The sequence below is a fragment of the Nocardia sp. NPDC050712 genome, assembly GCF_040654295.1.
GTDB lineage: Bacteria > Actinomycetota > Actinomycetes > Mycobacteriales > Mycobacteriaceae > Nocardia.
Genome location: NZ_JBFAHT010000005.1, coordinates 133,239 through 153,695, shown reverse-complemented (window position 1 = coordinate 153,695; position 20,457 = coordinate 133,239). Strand labels below are relative to the sequence as shown.

Sequence of the window (20,457 nt, the reverse complement as noted above, 5' to 3'; positions counted from 1 at the left end):
GATCCCGCAGCAGCGGCGGCCACGACCAGCCGTCGCACGCAATGTGATGCAGCAGCAGTACCAGCACCGAATCCACTGGGCCGCAGCGGAATAGCCGGGCCCGAACGGGAATCTCGGCGCCCAGGTCGAACGGATAGCGGGCCGCCGCGAAGACCCGCTCCTCCAGCTCCACGGCCGTCCAGCCCTCGGCGGGCACGACGTCCCAGGCGTCGTTCGACTCTCCCGCGGGCCGAATCCGCTGCCGCGGCACACCGTCGACCTCGGTGAAGATCGTCCGCAGCGCTTCGTGCCGGGTCAGCACGTCCTGGACCGCCGCACCGAACGCCCGCTCGTCTACGTCACCGTGGAGCCGCAGCACCAGTGGCATATTGTAGGTGGCCGACGGTCCCTCCAGCCGGTGCAGGAACCACAGGCTCTGCTGCGCATAGGACAGCGGCACCACCTCCGGCCGCGCCTGCGGCACGAGCGGCGGCCGTACCGGCCCGTCGCCATTGCCGGCCAGATGTTCGGCCAGGCCGGTGACCGTCGGCGCCGCGAAGATCTTCTCGACCGTCAGGTCCAGCCCGAGCACGCGGCGGATACCCGCCACCACCCGCATGGCGAGCAGCGAGTGGCCGCCGAGGTGGAAGAAGTTGTCCGCCACCCCGACTCGTTCGATGCCGAGGACCTCGGCGAACAGCGCGGCCAGCGCCTCTTCGAGCGGAGTCGACGGCGGTCGGTATCCATCGTCGGACAGGTATTCCGGGCGTGGCAGGGCCGCGCGGTCCAGCTTGCCGTTGACGGTCAGCGGCAGCCGGTCGATGACCACGACCGCAGCGGGCACCAGGAACGCCGGTAGTCGGTCGGCCACGAAATTCCGTACCTCGGCAGCGAATTCCGTGGCGCGCGGAAAGTTCGCGTACCGGGCCGAACCCTCCAGCGGAGCCGCGGGCCGGAAGACGTCGGTGAGCGCACCGGATCCAGCCGTGGCGTCGAGGAACACCGCCTCCAGATAGCCGGGACGCGCGGACCAGGTCACCGCCGCGGCCCGGCCCCACGCGACCGCCAGCCGATGGATGTTTTCGGGCAGCAGCCCCGCAGACTCATCCGCGGAAATGCTCCGCCCGGTCCGAATACGCTGCGCGGCAGCAACTTCGCTGATCAGCCCGCGGTGCGGGATACCAGTCACGCGGAGTTCCGTGCCGTCGGCGGTACGGACGGCGTGTTCGAGTTCGGCCTCGAGGTTCGCGGGCGCGACGTCCGAGAGGTCCACGTGCGCGACCACCGCCAGCGACCGAGCGGGCCGTGCCTTGTGCAGCACCACGTCGTAGCGGTACCGGGTCAGCTCGTTGACCGCGAAACCACGCTTCAACTGGATATCCACCCCACCGAGGTCGGCCAGCTCCTCGGCCAGCGCCACGAAATACTCGGGGGCGAGCAGCAATTCGCGTTCCGTCGCGACGGCGCGCCGCACCCGGCCGCGGATCGTCGCCGCTGCTGCGGCGGGATCACGCGCGAGCTGCACGGCGGCGGTGAACTCCTCTAGCAGCGCCAGGTTCCGCACATCGCCGACGAAGACCGATCCGCCCGGGGCGAGCAGCTCCAGCGCCTGCTCCAACACCCGGCGCAGGTATCCCTGGTCCGGAAAGTACTGCACCACCGAATTGATGACGATCGTATCGAAGGCGCCGCGGGGCAGGCCGGTGCTGTCGATGGCCTCGGCGGCCCGCAGACGCACCCGATCTGCCCAGTCCGCTCCCGAATTCGCCAGCCCATCCCGCAGCCTCGCGATCGTCACCGGGGAAAGGTCGGTCGCCCAGTACTCCTCGGATTCAGGCGCCAGCTCGGCGAGCAGCAGACCGGAGCCCACACCGATCTCCAGCACGCGCTGCGGGCCGAGTTCCCGGATCCGGTCGACAGTGCACGCCCGCCATTCCCGCATGTCCGCCAGCGGAATAGGCGTGTCGGTGTCGCTGCTGTTCCATCCACTGAAGTCCGAACCCAGTGCGGCGCACGAATTGTCCCCAGCGGCGTACAGGTCGTCGTACACCCGGCGCCACTGCGCCACGAGCTCGTCCGCATCGGAATCGACAGCGGCGGGCGCGGATTCGGCAGGCACCACGTACCCGATCAACCGACGGTCCCCGGGCCGATCCGCCCGCGCGACCACCACCGCCCGTTCCACTCGGGGATGCCGAACCAGCGCCGACTCGATCTCGCCGGGTTCGATCCGATATCCGCGGATCTTCACCTGATCGTCGACCCGGCCCACGAACTCCAACTCGCCGGAGCGATTCCACCGCACGCGGTCACCGGTCCGGTACAGGCGGCCACCCGCGGCACCGAACGGGTCGGCGACGAACCGCGAAGCCGTGAGGCCGGCGCGACCCCAGTAGCCTTGCGCCACACCATCACCGCCCACATACAGCTCACCGGCGACGCCGACCGGAACCGACGCCATTCGCTCGTCGAGGACGAACAGTGCGGCCCGCGGCACCGGCACGCCGATGGACGGCACGCCCGTACCGGCCACCAGCGGACCCGTATGCGTGCACGACACCGTGACCTCGGTGGGCCCGTACAGGTTGGTCATGGTCCGGCCCGGCGCCCACCGGTCCACCAGCTCCGCCGGGCAGGCCTCGGCCCCCATGACCAGGGAGGTCACGGATTCCAAGCCTTCGGGGGCGAGCAGCGCCAGCGCGGACGGCGTCTGGCACAGCACATCGACATGTTCGGCGACCAGCAGTTCACGGAACTCCCGCGGTGACCGCACGACCGCGTCGGGCACCACCACCAGCCGACCGCCGTGCAGCAGCGCGCCCCACATCTCCCACACCGAGAAGTCGAACGACAAGGAGTGCGTCAGCGACCACACCCGCTGCGGCCCAACGGCTTCGGCGACACCGGACGGAAAGCGCGTACCGAGGCCGTCGAACAGCGCGGCCACGTTCGCGTGCGTGGCCGCCACGCCCTTGGGCCGGCCCGTCGTGCCGGAGGTGTAGATCAGGTAGGCGATGGCGCGCCCGTCCGGATACAGCAGGTCCGGCGGAACACTGGTCACCGCAACGGGATCGGCGATATCGATGAACGCGAGGTCCCGCTCGGGCGCCAGCGCCGCCGCACGGGTCAGCGCCTCGCCGGTGCCGAGCACTGCTACCGGCCGCGCGTCGGCCAGCACGAATTCGATGCGCTCGTCCGGATACGCCGGATCGACCGGGACGTACACGGCGCCGAGCTTCAGCACCGCGAGAATCGCGATCACCGCGTCGGCGCCACGCGGCAGCGTCAGCAGCACCCGATCACCCTGTGCCACCTTCGATTCGCGCAGCACTGCCGCCAACCGTCCGGCGGCCGCGTCGAGCGCGCCGTAGGTCCAGGACCGGCCCTGGAAACGCAACGCCTCGGCGGCCGGGGCCGCCGCGACCCGCGCCGCGAACAGCTCCGGCAGCGAGACCATCGGCGGCGCCGAGTCGAGTGCGCGCCCTCTACCATTGGCGCGCAGTAGCCGGCGCTCGTCCGCATCGATCAGCTCGGTGGACCCGACCGTCGCCGCCGGGTCGGCGACCGCCGCCGCCAGTACCCGGACCAGCCGCTCGACGAGGGTTTCGACGGTGGCGGCGTCATAGAGATCGGTCGAGTATTCGACCGATCCCCGCCAGTCGGTACCGTCCGGGTCGTCGGCGACCGCGAAGAAGAGATCGAATCGCGCGGTGGGCGTCCAGGTCTGGATCGGCGTCACCGCGAGCGCGCCGAGCTCGAACTCGAGCCGCGCCGTGTTCTGGAAGGCCAGCACCACCTGGAACAGCGGGTGGTACGCCGTCGAACGCTGGGGCGCCAGATGTTCGACCACGGTCTCGAACGGCACGTCCTGATGCGCGTACGCGCCCAGCGCTTTGTCCTTGACCCCCGTGAGCACCTCGAGGAACGAGGACCCGGAGCGGACCGGCACCCGCAGGACCCACGAGTTCACGAAGAACCCGACCACCTCGTCCAGCGCCTGGTCCGACCGGCCCGCGACCGGCGCGCCGAGCACTATGTCGGTACCCGCGCCCAGCCGGTGCAGCAGCACCACCAGCGCCGCCTGGAGCACCATGGACACGGTCGCACCCGACCGACGCGCCAATGCCTCTACCCCGGAACGTAATTCGGGCTCGATACGGAAGGTCAGGGTGTCGCCCGCGTAACTGGCGACCGCGGGGCGGGGCCGATCGGTCGGCAGTTCGATCCATTCGGGCGCCTGCGCGAGCTCGTCACGCCAGTAGCCGAGCTGGCGGGCGATCTCGCTGTCCGAATCCTCGGTCGAGCCGAGCCAAGCACGCTGCCACAGTGTGTAATCCGCGTACTGCACGGGCAGCGGCCGCCAGCTGGGCGCCGTGCCCGCGCAGCGCGCCGCGTAGGCGGCGGACAGATCCTTCAGCAGTGGCGCCCAGGACCAGCCGTCACCGGCGATGTGATGCACCAGCAGCACCAGTACCGAATCCGCTGGACCGCAACGGAACAGCCGCACCCGGACCGGAATCTCGGCAGCCAGATCAAAGGTATGCCGAGTCGCCGCAACGGTTTCCGCGTCCAGCCGGGATTGTGGCCAGCCGGTGGCATCGACTCGCGTCCAGACCGACCCGCACTCCTCGACCGGCACGGCGCGCTGGAACGGGACACCGTCGGCATCCGGGAACACCGTCCGCAGCGCCTCGTGCCGGGCCAGCACATCGCCCACGGCCGTCGCCAGCGCCGCCTCGTCCACCCGGCCCGTCAGCCGCAGCATCAGCGGCATGTTGTAGGTCGCCGACAAGCCCTCCAGCCGGTGCAGGAACCACAGCCGATTCTGCGCGAAGGACAGGGGCACCACGGCCGGACGCGGCAGCGGGCGCAACGCCGGGCGCACACTGGTGTTCCCGCCGGTGGCGACCACCCGGGCGACACCCGCCACCGTCGGCGCGGTGAAGAACTCCCGCACGGGCACGTCGACACCGAGTGCGCGATGCACGCCCGCGATCGCGCGGGTCGCCAGCAGCGAATGACCGCCGAGCCCGAAGAAGTCGTCGTCGATGCCGACCCGTTCGACGCCGAGCACCCGAGCGAAGATGCCCGCGATCAACTCCTCGACCGGCGTCGACGGACTCCGGTGCGCGGTACCGGCGTCCGCCTCGGGCGCCGGGAGCGCCGCTCGGTCCAGCTTCCCGTGCGCGGTCATGGCGAACCGCTCGACCACGACCACGGTTGGCACCATGAACGCGGGCAGGCGCTGGCCTACCTGCCGGCGCACCTCGGCGGCGAGCGTCGCGCCGGTGGCGGGATCGGCCGCCACGACATAGGCGACCAGGCGCTTGTCCTCCGGCTGGTCCTCGCGCACCAGCACCGCCGCGCGGGCGACACCCGGCAGCTCGGACAGCACGGCCTCGATCTCGCCGAGCTCGATGCGGTAGCCGCGCAGCTTCACCTGGTCGTCGGCGCGGCCGACGTACTCCAGATCCCCGGAATTGCTCCAGCGCACCAGATCGCCGGTCCGGTACAGCCGGCCGCCCGCCGGGCCGAAGGGATCGGCGACGAACCGCGCCGCGGTCAGACCCGCGCGCCGCCAATAGTGCTGTGCCACACCGTGACCGCTGACATAGAGCTCACCGACGACACCGACCGGCACCCGCGCCAGGCGGGCGTCGAGAACGGCGAACGACAGCGACGGCAGCGGCGTGCCGATTGGGCTCGCCCCCGCGGCCAGATCGGCCGGGGTCAGCTCCCGCAGCGACGCGTGCACCGTCAGCTCGGTGATGCCGTACATATTGAGCAGCCGCGGGCCGCCCTCGGCGGCCGTCCGCCAGGATCGCAGCCGGCGCGGGTCCAGGGCCTCGCCACCGAACACCACGATCTCCAGATTCGAGTCCGGGTCCCCCGCCGCCACGGTAGCCAGCGCCTCGAACGCGGACGGCGTCTGGCTCAGGACGGTGACCCGCTCGGACACCAGCAGTTCGTGGAATTCACGCGGGGAACGCACCACCTGCTCGGGCGCCACCACCAGCCGGCCGCCGTGCAGCAGCGCGCCCCACATCTCCCACACCGAGAAGTCGAAGGCGAACGAGTGGAACAGCGACCAGACCTGCTGTCCCCCAGCTCTGTTCGCATCGAAGGGGAACTCGTCACGCAGCCCGGCAAGCAGACCGACCACGTTCGCGTGCGTCACCACCACGCCCTTGGGTGTCCCGGTCGTCCCCGAGGTGTAGATGAGATAGGCCGGGCGCCGCGAATCCGGCGGCGGCAGGAACGCGGGCGCCGCCGGAGCGAGCGACTCGGCGAAATCGTGGCAGCGCACCGGGCTCTCGGTGCAGCCGCGCACCCGGTCCAGCAGCGCACCCGTCGTGAGCACGACCGACGGACGCGCGTCGGCCAGCACGAACCCGATCCGCTCGTCCGGGTAGGCCGGATCGATCGGCACATACGCCGCACCGGTTTTCAGCACCGCGATGATCGCGATCACCGCTTCCGCGCCGCGCGGCAGCACCAGTCCCACCCGATCACCCACGGACACACCGGATTCGATCAGCAGCGCGGCCGAGCGCCCGGCGGCCGCGTCTAGCGCGGCGTAGGTCCAGGACCGGCCCTCGAAGGTCAGGGCCGTGGTCTCCGGCGCCGCCGCGACCCTGGCCGCGAACAGCTCCGGAACCGACGCCCCGGGTTCCGGCAGGCCCGGAACGCCCACATTGCCGAGGGTGTCGAGGCGGGCGAGTTCCGGCTCGTCCAGTAGGTCGAGTGCCCCGACGCGGGTATCGGAGTCGGCGACCATCTGGCGCAGCACACGGCGCACCCGTTCGAACAGGGCCGCGATCGTGTGCGCGTCGAACACATCGGTGCGGTATTCGGCGATGCCTTCGATGCCACCGAACTGCCCGGTATCGCCGATCTTCTCGGCCAGGTTGAAGGTCAGATCCATCCGGGCGACGCCGGTATCGACGTGCAGCACCGAGGTTTCCACGTCGGCGATCCGGTAGTGCGGTGGCGTGACATTGTTCTGCCAGGCGAGCATGACCTGTACCAGCGGGGCATGGGCCAGCGAGCGCTGCACCCCCAGCTGATCCACCAGAATGTCGAACGGCAGATCCTGATGGGCGTAGGCCGCGGCCGCCGTAGCCTTGGCGCGGTTCAGCAGCTGCGACACCGTCTCTGCCGCCGAGACCCGGGTGCGCAGGACGACGGTATTGACGAAGGACCCGACCAGCTCGTCCAGCTCGGCCTCGGGGCGGCCCGCCGTCGGAATCCCCACGGCCACATCGGCCGTGCCGCCGAGCCGGGCCAGCACCACGGCGAGGGCGGCGTGGACAACCATGAAGACCGAGGCGCCGTGCGCGCGAGCGAGTTCGTCGATGCCCCGGTGCGATTCCGGTTCGATCGCGAGCGGCAGTTGCGCGCCCCGGAAATCGGCCACCGCGGGATACGGCCGATCCACGGGCAGCGCGGTCCGGTGCGGCATCCCGGCCAGTTCGGCGCGCCAGTAAGCCAGCTGACGACTCGTCTCGCTGCCCGGGTCATCCACTGTGCCGAGCCAATCACGCTGCCACAGTGTGTAATCCACGTACTGCACCGGCAGCGACCGCCAGGCGGGCGTCGTACCGGTGCACCTCGCGGCATAGGCGAGAGACAGATCCCGCAGCAAAGGCGCCCAGGACCAGCCGTCACCGGCGATGTGGTGGACCAGCACCACGAGCACCGAATCCGCTGGGCCACAGGCGAACAAGCGGACCCGCACCGGCGCCTCGGTGGCCAGGTCGAACTCGTGGCGTACCGCTCGGCGGACGTGCTCGTCCAGATCCCGTTCCGGCACATCGAGGACATCCCACGCCGAGCGGCAGTCCGCGACCGCGGCGATGCGCTGGTACGGCACGCCGTCGGCGTGCGGGAACACGGTCCGCAACGCTTCGTGCCGCTCCAGCACGTCGAACACCGCCGCGGCCAATGCCTTCCGGTCCACCGCGCCGGTCAGCCGTAGCGCCAGCGGCAGGTTGTAGGTCGCCGACGCACCCTCGAGTCGGTACAGGAACCACAGTCGACTCTGCGCGAACGACAACGGGATCATGGAAGGTCCTCTCGTGAATACCTGACGAGTGCCGGTCGGGCCCGGGGCGCGTCGGCGGGTCCGGCTCGGCGGGCGCGCGCCAGCGCCGCGACGGTCGGGGTGTCGAAGACTGCCTGCACGCTCACCTCGAGCTCGCCCCGCAGCTGGGTCACCAGCCGCGTCACCAGCATCGAATGCCCGCCCAGCTCGAAGAAGTCGTCGTCGGCCCCGACTCGCTCCAGCCCGAGCACGCGAGCGAAGGCAGCCGCCACGAGCTGCTCCTCGGGCGTGTTCGGGGCGCGATAGTCGTTGTCGGACAGCGACTCCGGCTCCGGCAGCGCCGCGCGGTCGAGCTTGCCGTTGACCGTGAGCGGGAACGACTCGACCACGCCCACCGCGCTGGGCACCATGAACTTCGGCAATCGTGTGGCGGCGAAGCGGCGCACCTCGTGCGGGAACGCGGCAGCGTCGATGCCGAGCGACGCCGGAATCACGTAACCGATCAGTCGTCTGCCGCCGGGCCCCTCATCGCGCACGATCACCACCGCGCGCTCCACGTCCGGATGCGCGGCCAGGGCGGCCTCGACCTCACCCGGTTCGATCCGGAAGCCGCGAATCTTCACCTGATCATCGCCTCTGCCCATGAACTCCAGATCGCCCAGGCGATTCCAGCGCACCAGGTCGCCGGTCCGGTAGAGCCGGTCGCCAGGCGCGCCGAACGGATTCGCGACGAACCGGGACGCCGTCAACCCGGCCCGGCCCCAGTACCCTCGGGCAAGTCCGCGCCCTCCCACGTACAGTTCCCCGACCACTCCGATCGGCACCCGGCCCATCCGCCGGTCCAGCACGAAGAACGCCGAGGTCGACAGGGGTGCACCGACCGGACTGACCGCGGTCACGGCGTCCGCGGTGGTCAGCTCCCGGAACGAAGCGTGCACCGTCGTCTCGGTCGTCCCGTACATGTTCACCAGGCGCGGCGCGCCCGCGCCCAGCCATGACCTCAACCGCCGCGGCTCGAGCGCCTCACCCGCGAATACCACGGTCGCCACACTCGATTCCGCACCATCGGTGACCGCGGCCAGTGCGTCGAACGCGGACGGCGTCTGACTCAGGATGGTGACCCGCTCCGCGCGCAGCAGGGCGGCGAACTCCTCTGGCGCGCGCACCACGTCCTCCGGCACGATCACCAGCCGGCCACCGTGCAGCAACGCACCCCACATCTCCCACACCGAAACGTCGAAGGCGTAGGAGTGGAACAGCGACCACACCTGTGCCGCATCGAGATCGAGCTGCTCGGCGGCCGCCTCGAACAGCTGGACCACGTTCGCGTGCGTCACCGTGACGCCCTTGGGCCGGCCGGTGGTGCCCGAGGTGTAGATCAGGTAGGCCGCCTCCGCCGCGTTCGGGAACGGCAGCACGGCGGGCTCGGCCGCCGTGCTGTACGGATCGGCCAGGTCGATACGCGCGTGCGCGAAGGCCGGATCGACGGTGGCACCGCTGGTGAGAACCGCCGACGGACGCGCATCGGCCAGGATGAACCGAATCCGCTCATCCGGATAGGTGGGATCGATCGGCACATACGCGGCACCAGTTTTCAGCACCGCGATGATCGCGAGCACAGCGTCGATGCCACGTGGCAGCAGCAGCGCCACCCGCCGGCCGGGCCCGGCGCCGGACGCGAGCAGGACCGCGGCCACCCGCGCCGCGGTCTCGTCCAGTTCGCGATACGTCCACGCCCGCGCGCCGGACACCACGGCAACGGCATCCGGTGCGGCCGCGACCCGGCGGGCGAACAGTTCAGGAATCGATGCTGTGGAACCAGCTGCAGGACAGCTGATTTCACGATTGCCGAGGGTGTCGAGCCGCTGTCGCTGCGACTGGTCCAACAGATCGATCGAACCCACCGGTGTGGCGGGATCATCGACCAGCGCAGCCAGCACCAGCAGCAGGCGGCCGATCATCGCCTCCACCGTGGCCCGGTCGTACGGATCGCTGGCGTATTCGACGAAGCCTTCCCAGGCCGTGCCCGCCGGTCCGTCGGCGATATCGAAGTACAGGTCGAACCGGGCGCCGTCGGTCCAGGTCCGGACCGGTGTCACTGCGAGCGGGCCGAAATCGGGCGCCGATCGGGTGGCGTTCTGAAAGGCAAAGCCGACCTGGAACAACGGATGGTGCGCGGCGGTACGTGCGGGGGCGAGCTGCTCCACCAGCACCTCGAACGGCACATCTTGGTGCTGATATGCCTGTAGCGCAGTGTTTTTCACCTGCGCGATCAGCTCGGCCCCCGTCGCCGAGGCGGCTACCCGGGTGCGCAGCACCAGAGTGTTGACGAAGAAGCCAACCAGGTCGTCGAGCGCGGCATCGGCCCGACCGGCGACCGGCGCGCCGATCGCCACGTCATCGCTGCCGCTGGACCGGGCCAGGACTACGGCCAACGCCGCGTGCAGCACCATCGACACCGTCGCACCCGTGTCGTGCGCCAATCTTTCGGTGGCCCTGCGGAATTCGGGCTCGATCCGGAAGGTCACGACGCTGCCGCGATGGCTGGCCACCGCGGGATGGGGGTGGTCGACCGGCAGTTCGATCCGCGGTGGCAGTCCGGCCAGTTCGGTCCGCCAGTAGGTCAGCTGACGACCGAGCTCGCTGTCCTCATCGGACGGCTCGCCCAGCCAGTTACGTTGCCACAGGGTGTAATCCGCGTACTGCACCGGCAGCGCCGGCCAGTCCGGCGCGGTGCCGGCGACCCGGGCCCGATAGGCATCCGCCAGGTCCTTCAGCAGCGGCGCCCACGACCAACCGTCCCCCGCGATGTGGTGCACCAGCAGCACGAGCACGGCCCCGTCCGCACGCTGGAACAGCCTGGCACGCACCGGAATTTCGGCCGCCAGATCGAACGCATGACGTGCCTGCGCGGCGATCTCGACGTCGAGCCGATCTGGCGACCAGCCTGTCGCATCGAGCACCGCCCAGCCCGAACCACAGTCGGCGAGCGGAACGATCCTCTGGTAGGGGGTGCCATCACGATCGGGGAACACTGTGCGCAGGGCCTCGTGGCGACCGAGCAGATCGGTGACCGCGCGCCCGAGGGCGCCCGCGTCGACCGGCCCGGACAGGCGCAGCACCACCGGCATGTTGTAGGTCGCTGACGCACCCTCCAACCGATGCAGGAACCACAGTCGGTTCTGCGCGAACGACAGCGGAAGCACCTCCGGTCGCACGGCAGGTACCAGGCGCGGGCGCCGGCTCGCCGCGCCGTGCGACGCGATCGCGTCGGCCAGTCCGGCCACGGTGGGCGACTCGAACACCGTCGCCACCGACACGTCGATGTCCAGCGCCCGGTGGATGCCCGCGATCAGGCGCATTACCAGCAGCGAATGCCCGCCCAGGTCGAAGAAGTTGTCCTCGACGCCGACCCGCTCCAGGCCGAGCACCTGGGCGAAGATCCCGGCCAGCACCTGCTGCGCGGCGGTGGTCGGCGCGCGATACCCGCGGTCGGCGCCGAAGTCCGGCGCGGGCAGCGCCGCGCGGTCGAGTTTGCCGTTGACCGTCAACGGGAATCGGTCCACCACCACGACCGCGGCGGGCACCATGAACCGCGGCAGCCGCCCCGCTGCGAACCGCCGGACGTCCGCGGCCAGTGCCGATGCCTGCGGATAGTTCGCGTAGCGGGCCGCCGGTTCGATCGGCCCGCACGTTTCGAAGACATCCGTGAGCACCGCACGGGCCTCGTCGCCGGACGGGTCGAAGAACACCGCGTCCAGGCAACCCGGCTCGGCCGACCAGGTCACGGCGGCGGCCAGCCCCAGACGCCGGGCCAGGTCGTGCACGTCCTCCGGGAGGAGCACGGTGGCGGACGCACCGTCCAACCCGCGGTGCGGTATCCCGGTCACGCGGACCGGTGCTCCGGCCTGCGCGCGCACGATCGACTCCAGTTCACCTGTGCTGCGGGGGAATTCGACCCGTGGCGGGTCGGCCAGCGATCGGGCCCGCACCGGGGATCGGTGCAGGACCACGTCGTAGCGGTAGCGGGTCAGCTCGTTGACCGCCCGGCCGCGCTTCAGCTGGATGTCCACCGCGCCGACGAGCGCCAGCTCCCGCGCCGTGGCCACGAAGTACTCCGGGGCCAGCAGCAGTTCTTGTTCGGCCGCCATCGCGCGGCGGGCCCGTTCCCGAATCACCTCGGCCTCCGCCGCGGGGTCGCGTGCCAGCTGCACCTCGATCGAGAACTCTTCCAGGAGAGCAAGATTGCGAATATCGCCCAGGAAGACCGCGCCACCTGGAGCCAGCCTGATCAGCGCCTGGTCGAGCACCCGTCGCAGATAGCCGTGATCCGGGAAGTACTGCACCACCGAATTGATGATCACCGTGTCGAAATGGCCCTCGGGCAGTTCGGCCCCATCGACCGCCTCGGCTGTGATCAGGCGCACCCGGTCGGCCCAATCCGCGCCGGAGCCGTCGAGCCGGTCGCGCAACCCGGCGATGGTGACCGGCGAGAAGTCTGTCGCCCAGTACTGCTCGCACTCCGGCGCCAGCTGGGACAGCAGCAGTCCGGACCCGACGCCGATCTCCAGGACCCGGGCGGGCCGCAACGCCCGAATGCGCTCGACAGTCGCGGCCTGCCACTCGCGCATTTCGACCACCGGAATGGCCGCACCGGTGTAGCTGCTGTTCCAGCCGCTGAAATCGGCTCCGAGGCCGCCCATCTGGGCGGCGTCGACGAACTCCGCCCCGGAGTACAGATCGTCGTACATACTCCGCCACTGCCCCACCAGCTCGCTGGTATCGACCGTGTCGTCGGGCACCACGTAGGCGACCAGCCGCCGGTCACCCGGGCGGTCCTCGCGAGCCAGGACCACCGCCCGCGCCACCGCTGGGTGCGCGGTGACCGCGCCCTCGATCTCCCCGAGTTCGATGCGGTAGCCACGAATCTTCACCTGATCGTCGACCCGGCCGACGAACTCCAGCTCGCCGCGCCGATTCCAGCGCACGACATCGCCGGTGCGATACAGCCGGCCGCCCGCACCGCCGAATGGGTTCGCGACGAACCGCGATGCGGTCAGCCCGGGGCGGCCCCAATACCCTTCTGTCACACCGCGACCACCCACAAACAGCTCGCCTGCGACCCCGACCGGTACCCGCCCCAGCCGGGTATCGAGCACGAACAGAGCCGCGCCCGGCACCGCCGCACCGATCGGCGGTGCACCCCCGCCGCTCCGCAGCGGCGCCGTGAACGTCGAGTAGACCGTCGCCTCGGTCGGACCGTAGGCATTGACCACCGTTCGGCCCGCCGTCCACCGATCCACCAGCTCCGCCGGACACGGCTCTGCCGCCACGATCAGCGACGTCACCGTCGACAACCCCTCCGGGGACAGCATCCCCAGCGACGACGGCGTTTGGCTGACGACATCGACCCCCTGCGACGCCAGCAGATCACGAAAGCGACCCGGGGCGCGCACGGTCGCGTCGTCGGCCACGACCAACCGCCCACCGTGCAATAACGCGCCCCAGATCTCCCAAACCGAGAAATCGAAAGCCAGCGAATGGAATTGCGACCACACCCGCTGTCGTACATCGGCCGTGCCGAAGTCGAATCGAGCGCGCAGACCGTCGAACAGGCCGACGACATTCGCGTGGGTCACCGCGACGCCCTTGGGCGTGCCCGTCGTCCCCGAGGTGTAGATCAAGTAAGCCAGATCACCTGGGTTCGGACCCACCGGCGGCGGTGCCGAGATCGCCTCGACTCGCTGATCCGCGACATCGAGGAAGGTCACCCGTGCCGTGTCGGCGACCAGTGGCTTTGCTCTACCCAGGTATTCGGCCGAGGTGAGTACGATCGCAGGTGCGGCATCGGCCAGGATGAATCGAATTCGCTCATCCGGATACCCAGGATCGATCGGCACATATACCGCACCGGCTGTCAGTACCGCCAGGATCGCGACGATCGCGTCCCCGTCGCGCGGCAGTAGCAGTGCCACCCGATCCCCTACCGCCACACCGGATTCCACCAGCCTCCCGGCCAATCGGCAGGAGGCGGCATCGAGCTCACCGTAGGTCCACGACCGATCCCCGGACACCAGCGCCACCGCGCCGGGCGCCGCGCTCACCCTGGCCGCGAACAATTCCGGGATCGACCCCGGCAGGCTCCCGGCTTGGAGAATCGCCCGGTTGCCGAATCGGTCGAGCTGTCGAACCTCGTCATCGGCCAGCAGATCCACCGCGCCCACCGGTGTCTCCGGCGACTCGACGAGGCAGCGCAGCAAGGTGAGCAGCCGGCACACCATGACGTCCACTGTGTCGCGGTCGTACAGATCCGTCGCATATTCGACGAACCCCGCCCAGTCCGACCCGGAAGGGCTGTCAGCGATATCGAAGAACAGGTCGAACCGCGAGGTCGCGGTCCAAGCGTGGGCCGGCGTCACCGAAACCGCACCGAGGTCGATCTCGGGACGGGTGTTGTTCTGAAAGGCCAGCAGCACCTGGAACAGCGGATGATGCCCGGCCGAGCGTTCCGGCGCCAGCTGCTCCACCAGCACCTCGAACGGCAGATCCTGATGGGCGTACGCCGCCAGAGCCTTGTCCTTCACGCCCGCCAGCAGCTCGGTGAACGAGGCGTCCGGTCGCACGGCAACCCGCAGCACCCACGAGTTGACGAAGAAGCCGACTACCTCGTCGAGGGCCTGGTCGGCCCGGCCCGCGACCGGAGACCCCAGCGCGATATCCGTACCCGCGCCCAAACGGTGCAGCAGGACCGCCAGCGCTGTCTGGAGCACCATCGACGCCGTCGCACCCGCCCGCCGCGCCGCGGCCTCGACGGCGGACCGCAGGTCGGCGGCGACCGTGAAGGTCGTGGTGGCGCCGCCGTAGCTGGCCACCGCGGGGCGCGGGCGGGCGGTCGGCAGGTCGATCCGCTCCGGCAGACCCACCAGTTCCGCGCGCCAGTAAGCGAGCTGCCCGGCGATCTCGCTGCCCGCGTCGGCCGCGGAACCGAGCCAATCACGTTGCCACAGCGCATAATCCGCATATTGAACGGGCAGCGGCGACCACAGCGGTGCACTACCCGCCGATCGTGCGGCGTACGCAGTGGACAGATCACGCAGCAGCGGCGCCCACGACCAGCCGTCGCCCGCAATGTGGTGCACCACCAGCACCAGGACCTGCCGCGCGGCATCCTGGCGGAACAGCCGAATCCGCAGCGGCACCTCGGTGGCGAGCGCGAACCGATGCCGGGCGGTTGCGACGATCGCCGCCTCCAGCTCGTCCGCCGTCTCGACCACGCCCCACGCCGACCCGCACTCCCCGACTTCGACAACCCGTTGGAACGGCACGCCTTCCGCATCCGGGAACACCGTTCGCAACGCCTCGTGCCGTCCCAGCACGTCGAATACCGCCGCGCCCAGCGCAGTTACGTCCAGCGGGCCGTCCACCCACAGCACCAGCGGCATGTTGTAGGTCGCCGACAGTCCCTCCAGGCGATGCAGGAACCACAGCCGGTTCTGGGCGAACGACAGCGGCACCATTGCCGGGCGCGGCAACCGCTCCAGCACCGGCCGTCGACTCGCCCCGGCGCCGTTCCCGATCACGGCGGCCAACCCTGCCACCGTCGGCGCACCGAACAGCTCTTGCACGGTGACGTCCACACCTAGCGTGCGGTGGATGCCCGCCACCACCCGCATGGCCGACAGCGAATGACCACCCAAGTCGAAGAAGTCGTCCTCGGCGCCGACGCCGGGCAGACCGAGCACCCGGGCCAGAACCTCGGCGACAACCTGCTCGGCGCGCGTCGATGGCGCGCGATAGGGCTTGCGTGCACCCGGGCGCGCCCCGGCGGACCGCTCGTCGGTGGGGTGGCCGACAGGTTCCAGCGCACCGGATCGGTTCCAGCGCACCCGCTGTCCGGTCCCGTGCAGCAGGCCGCCCGCCGGATCCACCGCCAGAGCGGGATCGTCGTGGAATGCGGCGGCGACATCCGTGCCGCCCACATACAACTCGCCCGCGACACCGACGGGTACCCGTTGCAACCGGCCGTCGAGCACACGCAGCGTCAGGTCGCCCTCGGGCAGTCGTTTCGCGAGAACCGCTTGGTCTATTCGGCTTTCGAATACCGCGAGCTGCGCGCGCTCTGAGTCGTCGAGCAGCTCGACGGCTCCGACGACCGCATTCGGATCAGCGATCATGCGGGCCAAGACGCGAAGAACCCGGTCCAGCAGACGCTCGATGGTGGTCGCGTCGAAGACATCGCAGCGGTATTCGGCGATGCCGTTGATGCCGTCGAACTCTCCGGTCGCCGAGTAATTTTCGACCAGTTCAAGTGTCAGATCGACACGTGCGACACCGGTGTCGACCGGCACGGCCTGGGTTTCGAGGCCGGGCAGCCGGTAGTCGGCCGCGAGATTGTTCTGCCACGCCAGCAGGACCTGCACCAGCGGATGGCGGGCCAGCGATCGCCGCACGCCGAGCTGCTCCACCAGCACCTCGAACGGAACATTCTGGTGCGCATAGGCTTCCATGGCAGCCGACCGAACCTGGGATAGCAACTGGGTGGCGGTCTCGGAACCGGATATCCGAGTGCGCAATACGAGGGTATTGACGAAGTAGCCAACCGCCGCGTCGAGCGCCTCGTCCGGCCGTCCCGCCACCGGCACGCCCACGGCCACGTCTGTACTGTCGCCGAGCCGGGCCAGCACCACCGCGACAGCGGCATGGACCACCATGAAGACGGTCGCGCCGTGCGCGCGGGCCAGCTCGTGCAGTCCCCGCTGCAGATCGGCGGGCCACCGTAGCTGAACCTGCGCACCGTGATAGTCCGCCACCGCCGGATACGGCCGATCCAGCGGAAGGGCTACCTCTTGCGGCATTCCGGCCAACGCGTTCCGCCAGTACTCGAGCTGAGCGCTGAGCTCGCTGCCGGGATCGACCGCCGCGCCGAGCCAATCCCGCTGCCACAGCGTGTAATCCACGTACTGCACCCGCAGCGGCGCCCAAGCCGGGGCGGTATCCGTCGACCGAGCCTCGTACGCCGTCGACAGATCGTGCGCCAGCGGCGCCAGCGACCAGCCATCGGCCGCGATGTGATGCACCAGCAGCACCAGCGTGGCTTCGTCGATCCCCGTGCGTAAGAGGCTGATACGCAGCGGAACTGTCTCGGCGAGATCGAATTCGTAGCGCGTCGCCGCGCTCACCCGGCGCTCGAGGTCCTCCGCCGACCACCCGCTCGCATCGATGGACTCCCACACCGGCCCGCAGTCCTGGATCGGCACGATTCGCTGGTACGGGACGCCGTCGTCGTCGGGATAGACGGTCCGCAGCACCTCGTGCCGATCCAGGACATCGAGGACCGCGTGGTGCAGTGCGGCTTCATCCACCCGGCCGGAAAGGCGCAGCACCAGGGGAATGTTGTAGGTCGCCGAGCCGCCGTCCAGCCGGTGCTGGAACCACAGGCCGCGCTGCGCGAACGACAGCGGCACCGTTTCGGGACGAGGACACGGATGCAGCGCAGGTCGGCGGCTGGTCGTGCCCTCATCGGAAATCACCCGCGCCAAGGCGGCCACCGTGGGCGCGCCGAAGACCTGCTGCACCTCGATATCCACCCCGAACGCACGATGGACACCGGCGACCGCCCGCATAGCGAGCAGGGAATGGCCGCCGAGCTCGAAGAAGTCGTCGTCGACGCCGACCCGCTCCAGTCCGAGTACCCGCGCGAAGATATCCGACAGGACTTCCTCGGCCGGGGTGCTTGGCGCGCGAAAGGAGTTCTCCGACAGCAATTCCGGTGCGGGGAGGGCGGCGCGATCCAGCTTGCGGTTCTCGGTCATCGGGAACCGGTCGAGCACCAACACCGCCGCGGGCACCATGTACACGGGCAATTGCTCACTCGCGAAGCGCCGGATCTCGGCGTGCAGAGCGACCGCCCGCGGGTTATTGGCATATCGCCCTGGAGACTCCAGCGGTCCGGCCGGTTCGAACACATCGGTCAGTGCCGCGCCGTCGAGCGCGTCCGGCGCGACGAAGACAGCGTCCATTCGACCGGCTCGCGCCGACCACGTCACGGCCGCGACCGCGCCGAGGCGGGCGGCGACCGCATGCACGTCCTCGGGGCGCATCCCTGCGCCCCGAGGGGCCCGCGGGTGCTGGCCGGCCCGAATATCGGCAGCGGCGGCAACATCAGCGAGCAGTCCGCTGTGGGGAATACCGGTGACCCGGAGCTCGCCGCTGTGCGCCTGCACCGCCTGCTCCAGCCAGTCGCCGGACGCCCCCTCCTCGAATTCGATGCGCGGCAGCCCGGCCGCGGACCTGGTCGGCCGGTCCCGCTGGTACAGCACGACGTCATAGCGGTAGTTCGTGAGCTCATTCGCGGCCGCGCCGCGCTCGAGCTGGATGTCGATGCCACCGAGTTCGCGCAGCTCACGCGCCAGTACCACGAAATACTCAGGAGCAACCAGCAATTCCTGCTCGGTGGCGACCGCCCGCCGCACCCGATCCCGAATCAGGGCCGGAGCGGCCAGCGGGGCGCGCGCGAGTTGGACGCCGGTGGCGAATTCCTCGAGCAATGCCCGGTTGCGGATATCGCCGAGGAACACCGCGCCGCCGGGCGCGAGCAGAGCCAGCGCCTGTTCCAGCACCGCGCGCAGATAGGCGTGGCCTGGAAAGTACTGTGCCACTGAGTTGATGATCACCGTGTCGAAATGGGCGCCGGGCAGCCCGGCGAGATCGGCAGCCTCCGCGACCCGCAGACACACCCGGTCGGCCCAGTCCACGGCAGTCAGCTGATCGGTGAGCCGCGCGATCGTCACCGGGGAAACGTCTGTGGCCCAGTACTGTTCACATTCGGGGGCCACCTGTGCCAGCAGCAGGCCGGAGCCGACGCCGAGCTCGAGGACCCGGGTGGGATTCAACGCCCGGATGCGCTCCACGGTCGCGGCCTGCCACTCCCGCATCTGTTCGACCGGGATGGCCGAACCGGTGTAGCTGCTGGTCCACCCGCTGAAATCCGCGCCGAGCCCGGCCTTGGATAGTGGCGCGGAATACAGCTCGTCGTATACCCGGCGCCACTGGCCGACCAGCTCGCCGGAGTCCGGCACGGTCGAGTCGGCGGCCGTGACATAGGCGACCAGGCGGCGGTCACCGGGCCGGTCTTCGCGGGCGATCACAGCCGCGCGCTCGACGCCCGGATGCGCGGACAGCACCGCCTCGATCTCGCCCGGTTCGACGCGGAATCCGCGAATCTTCACCTGGTGATCCACGCGCCCGACATACGCGAGCTCCCCGGCCGCGGTGTGCCGGACCAGGTCTCCGGTCCGGTACAATCGGCTGCCCGCGGCCCCGAACGGGTCGGCTACGAAGCGTGCCGAGGTCAGCTCGGCGCGGGCCCAATAGCCCTGCGCGACACCGCGACCGCCGATGTACAGCTCGCCCACACCATCTGCCGGGACCTCGGCGAGGTTTTCGTCGAGGACGTACACCGTCACACCCGTCACCGGCGGACCGATCGTGGGCACACCGGCCACCAGCGGGCCGTTGAACGCCGCGAAGACCGTCGCCTCGGTGGGACCGTAGGCATTGACCATCATCCGACCTGGCGACCACCGGCCCACCAGCTCCGCCGTACACGGCTCCGCCGAAAGCACCAGCGCCGTCACTGATTCCAGGCCCTCCGGCGAAAGCGTCGCCAAGGCCGACGGCGTCTGACTGAGCACGTCGACGCGTTCGGCACGCAGCAACTCACGAAACGCGCCCGGCGAGCGAACGGACGGCTCTGGCACCACGACCAGGCGGCCCCCGTGCAGCAGCGCGCCCCAGAGCTCCCAGACCGAGAAGTCGAAGGCGAGTGCGTGGAACAGCGACCACACCCGCTGCCGCCCGTCGATCGCGCCGAAGTCGAACCGGTCACGCAGGCCCGCGAACAGTCCCGCCACGTTGGCGTGCGTCACCGCGACGCCTTTTGGCGTCCCCGTGGTACCCGAGGTATAGATCAGATACGCGGTCGAGCTTGGATTCGGGTACAACGGCTCGACCGGGGTCCGGGTATCGACACCGGGGTCGGACACATCGAGAACGGCACTGTCCCAACCCGATTCCGCACCGATCGACTGTGCGCGAGCCAGTGTCGCACCGTCGGCCAGTACCATCGCCGGACGCACATCCCCGAGCACGAACCGGATCCGCTCGTCCGGATAGCCGGGGTCGACCGGCACATACGCCGCACCAGTTTTCAGCACGGCGATGATCGCGATCACGGCGTCCGCACCGCGCGGCAACAGCAGTGCCACCCGATCCCCCACGGACACACCGGATTCGAGCAGCAGCCCGGCCAGGCGGCCTGCTGCCATATCGAGCTCGCGATAGGTCCACGACCGGGCGCCGAACACCAGCGCCACCGCGTCCGGCGCACCAGTCACACACCGCGCGAACAACTCCGGAACCGACGAACAGAACAT

Annotated in this window: 2 protein-coding genes (1 of these 2 cut by a window edge); both read right to left on the bottom strand. The window is 69.9% G+C overall.

The annotated features are described in order from the left end of the window. Positions 1–8,044 carry the start of a non-ribosomal peptide synthase/polyketide synthase gene (locus tag AB0H76_RS33375; RefSeq protein WP_357331052.1) on the bottom strand. It extends 16,940 nt beyond the left edge of the window, so 8,044 of the gene's 24,984 nt are visible here — the first part of the coding sequence; it begins with the start codon at positions 8,042–8,044; its stop codon lies beyond the left edge, outside the window. Next, complete coding sequence (locus AB0H76_RS33370; RefSeq protein WP_357331051.1) at positions 8,041–20,457, bottom strand: amino acid adenylation domain-containing protein; 12,417 nt, start codon at positions 20,455–20,457, stop codon at positions 8,041–8,043. The genes AB0H76_RS33375 and AB0H76_RS33370 overlap by 4 nt, the downstream gene beginning before the upstream one ends.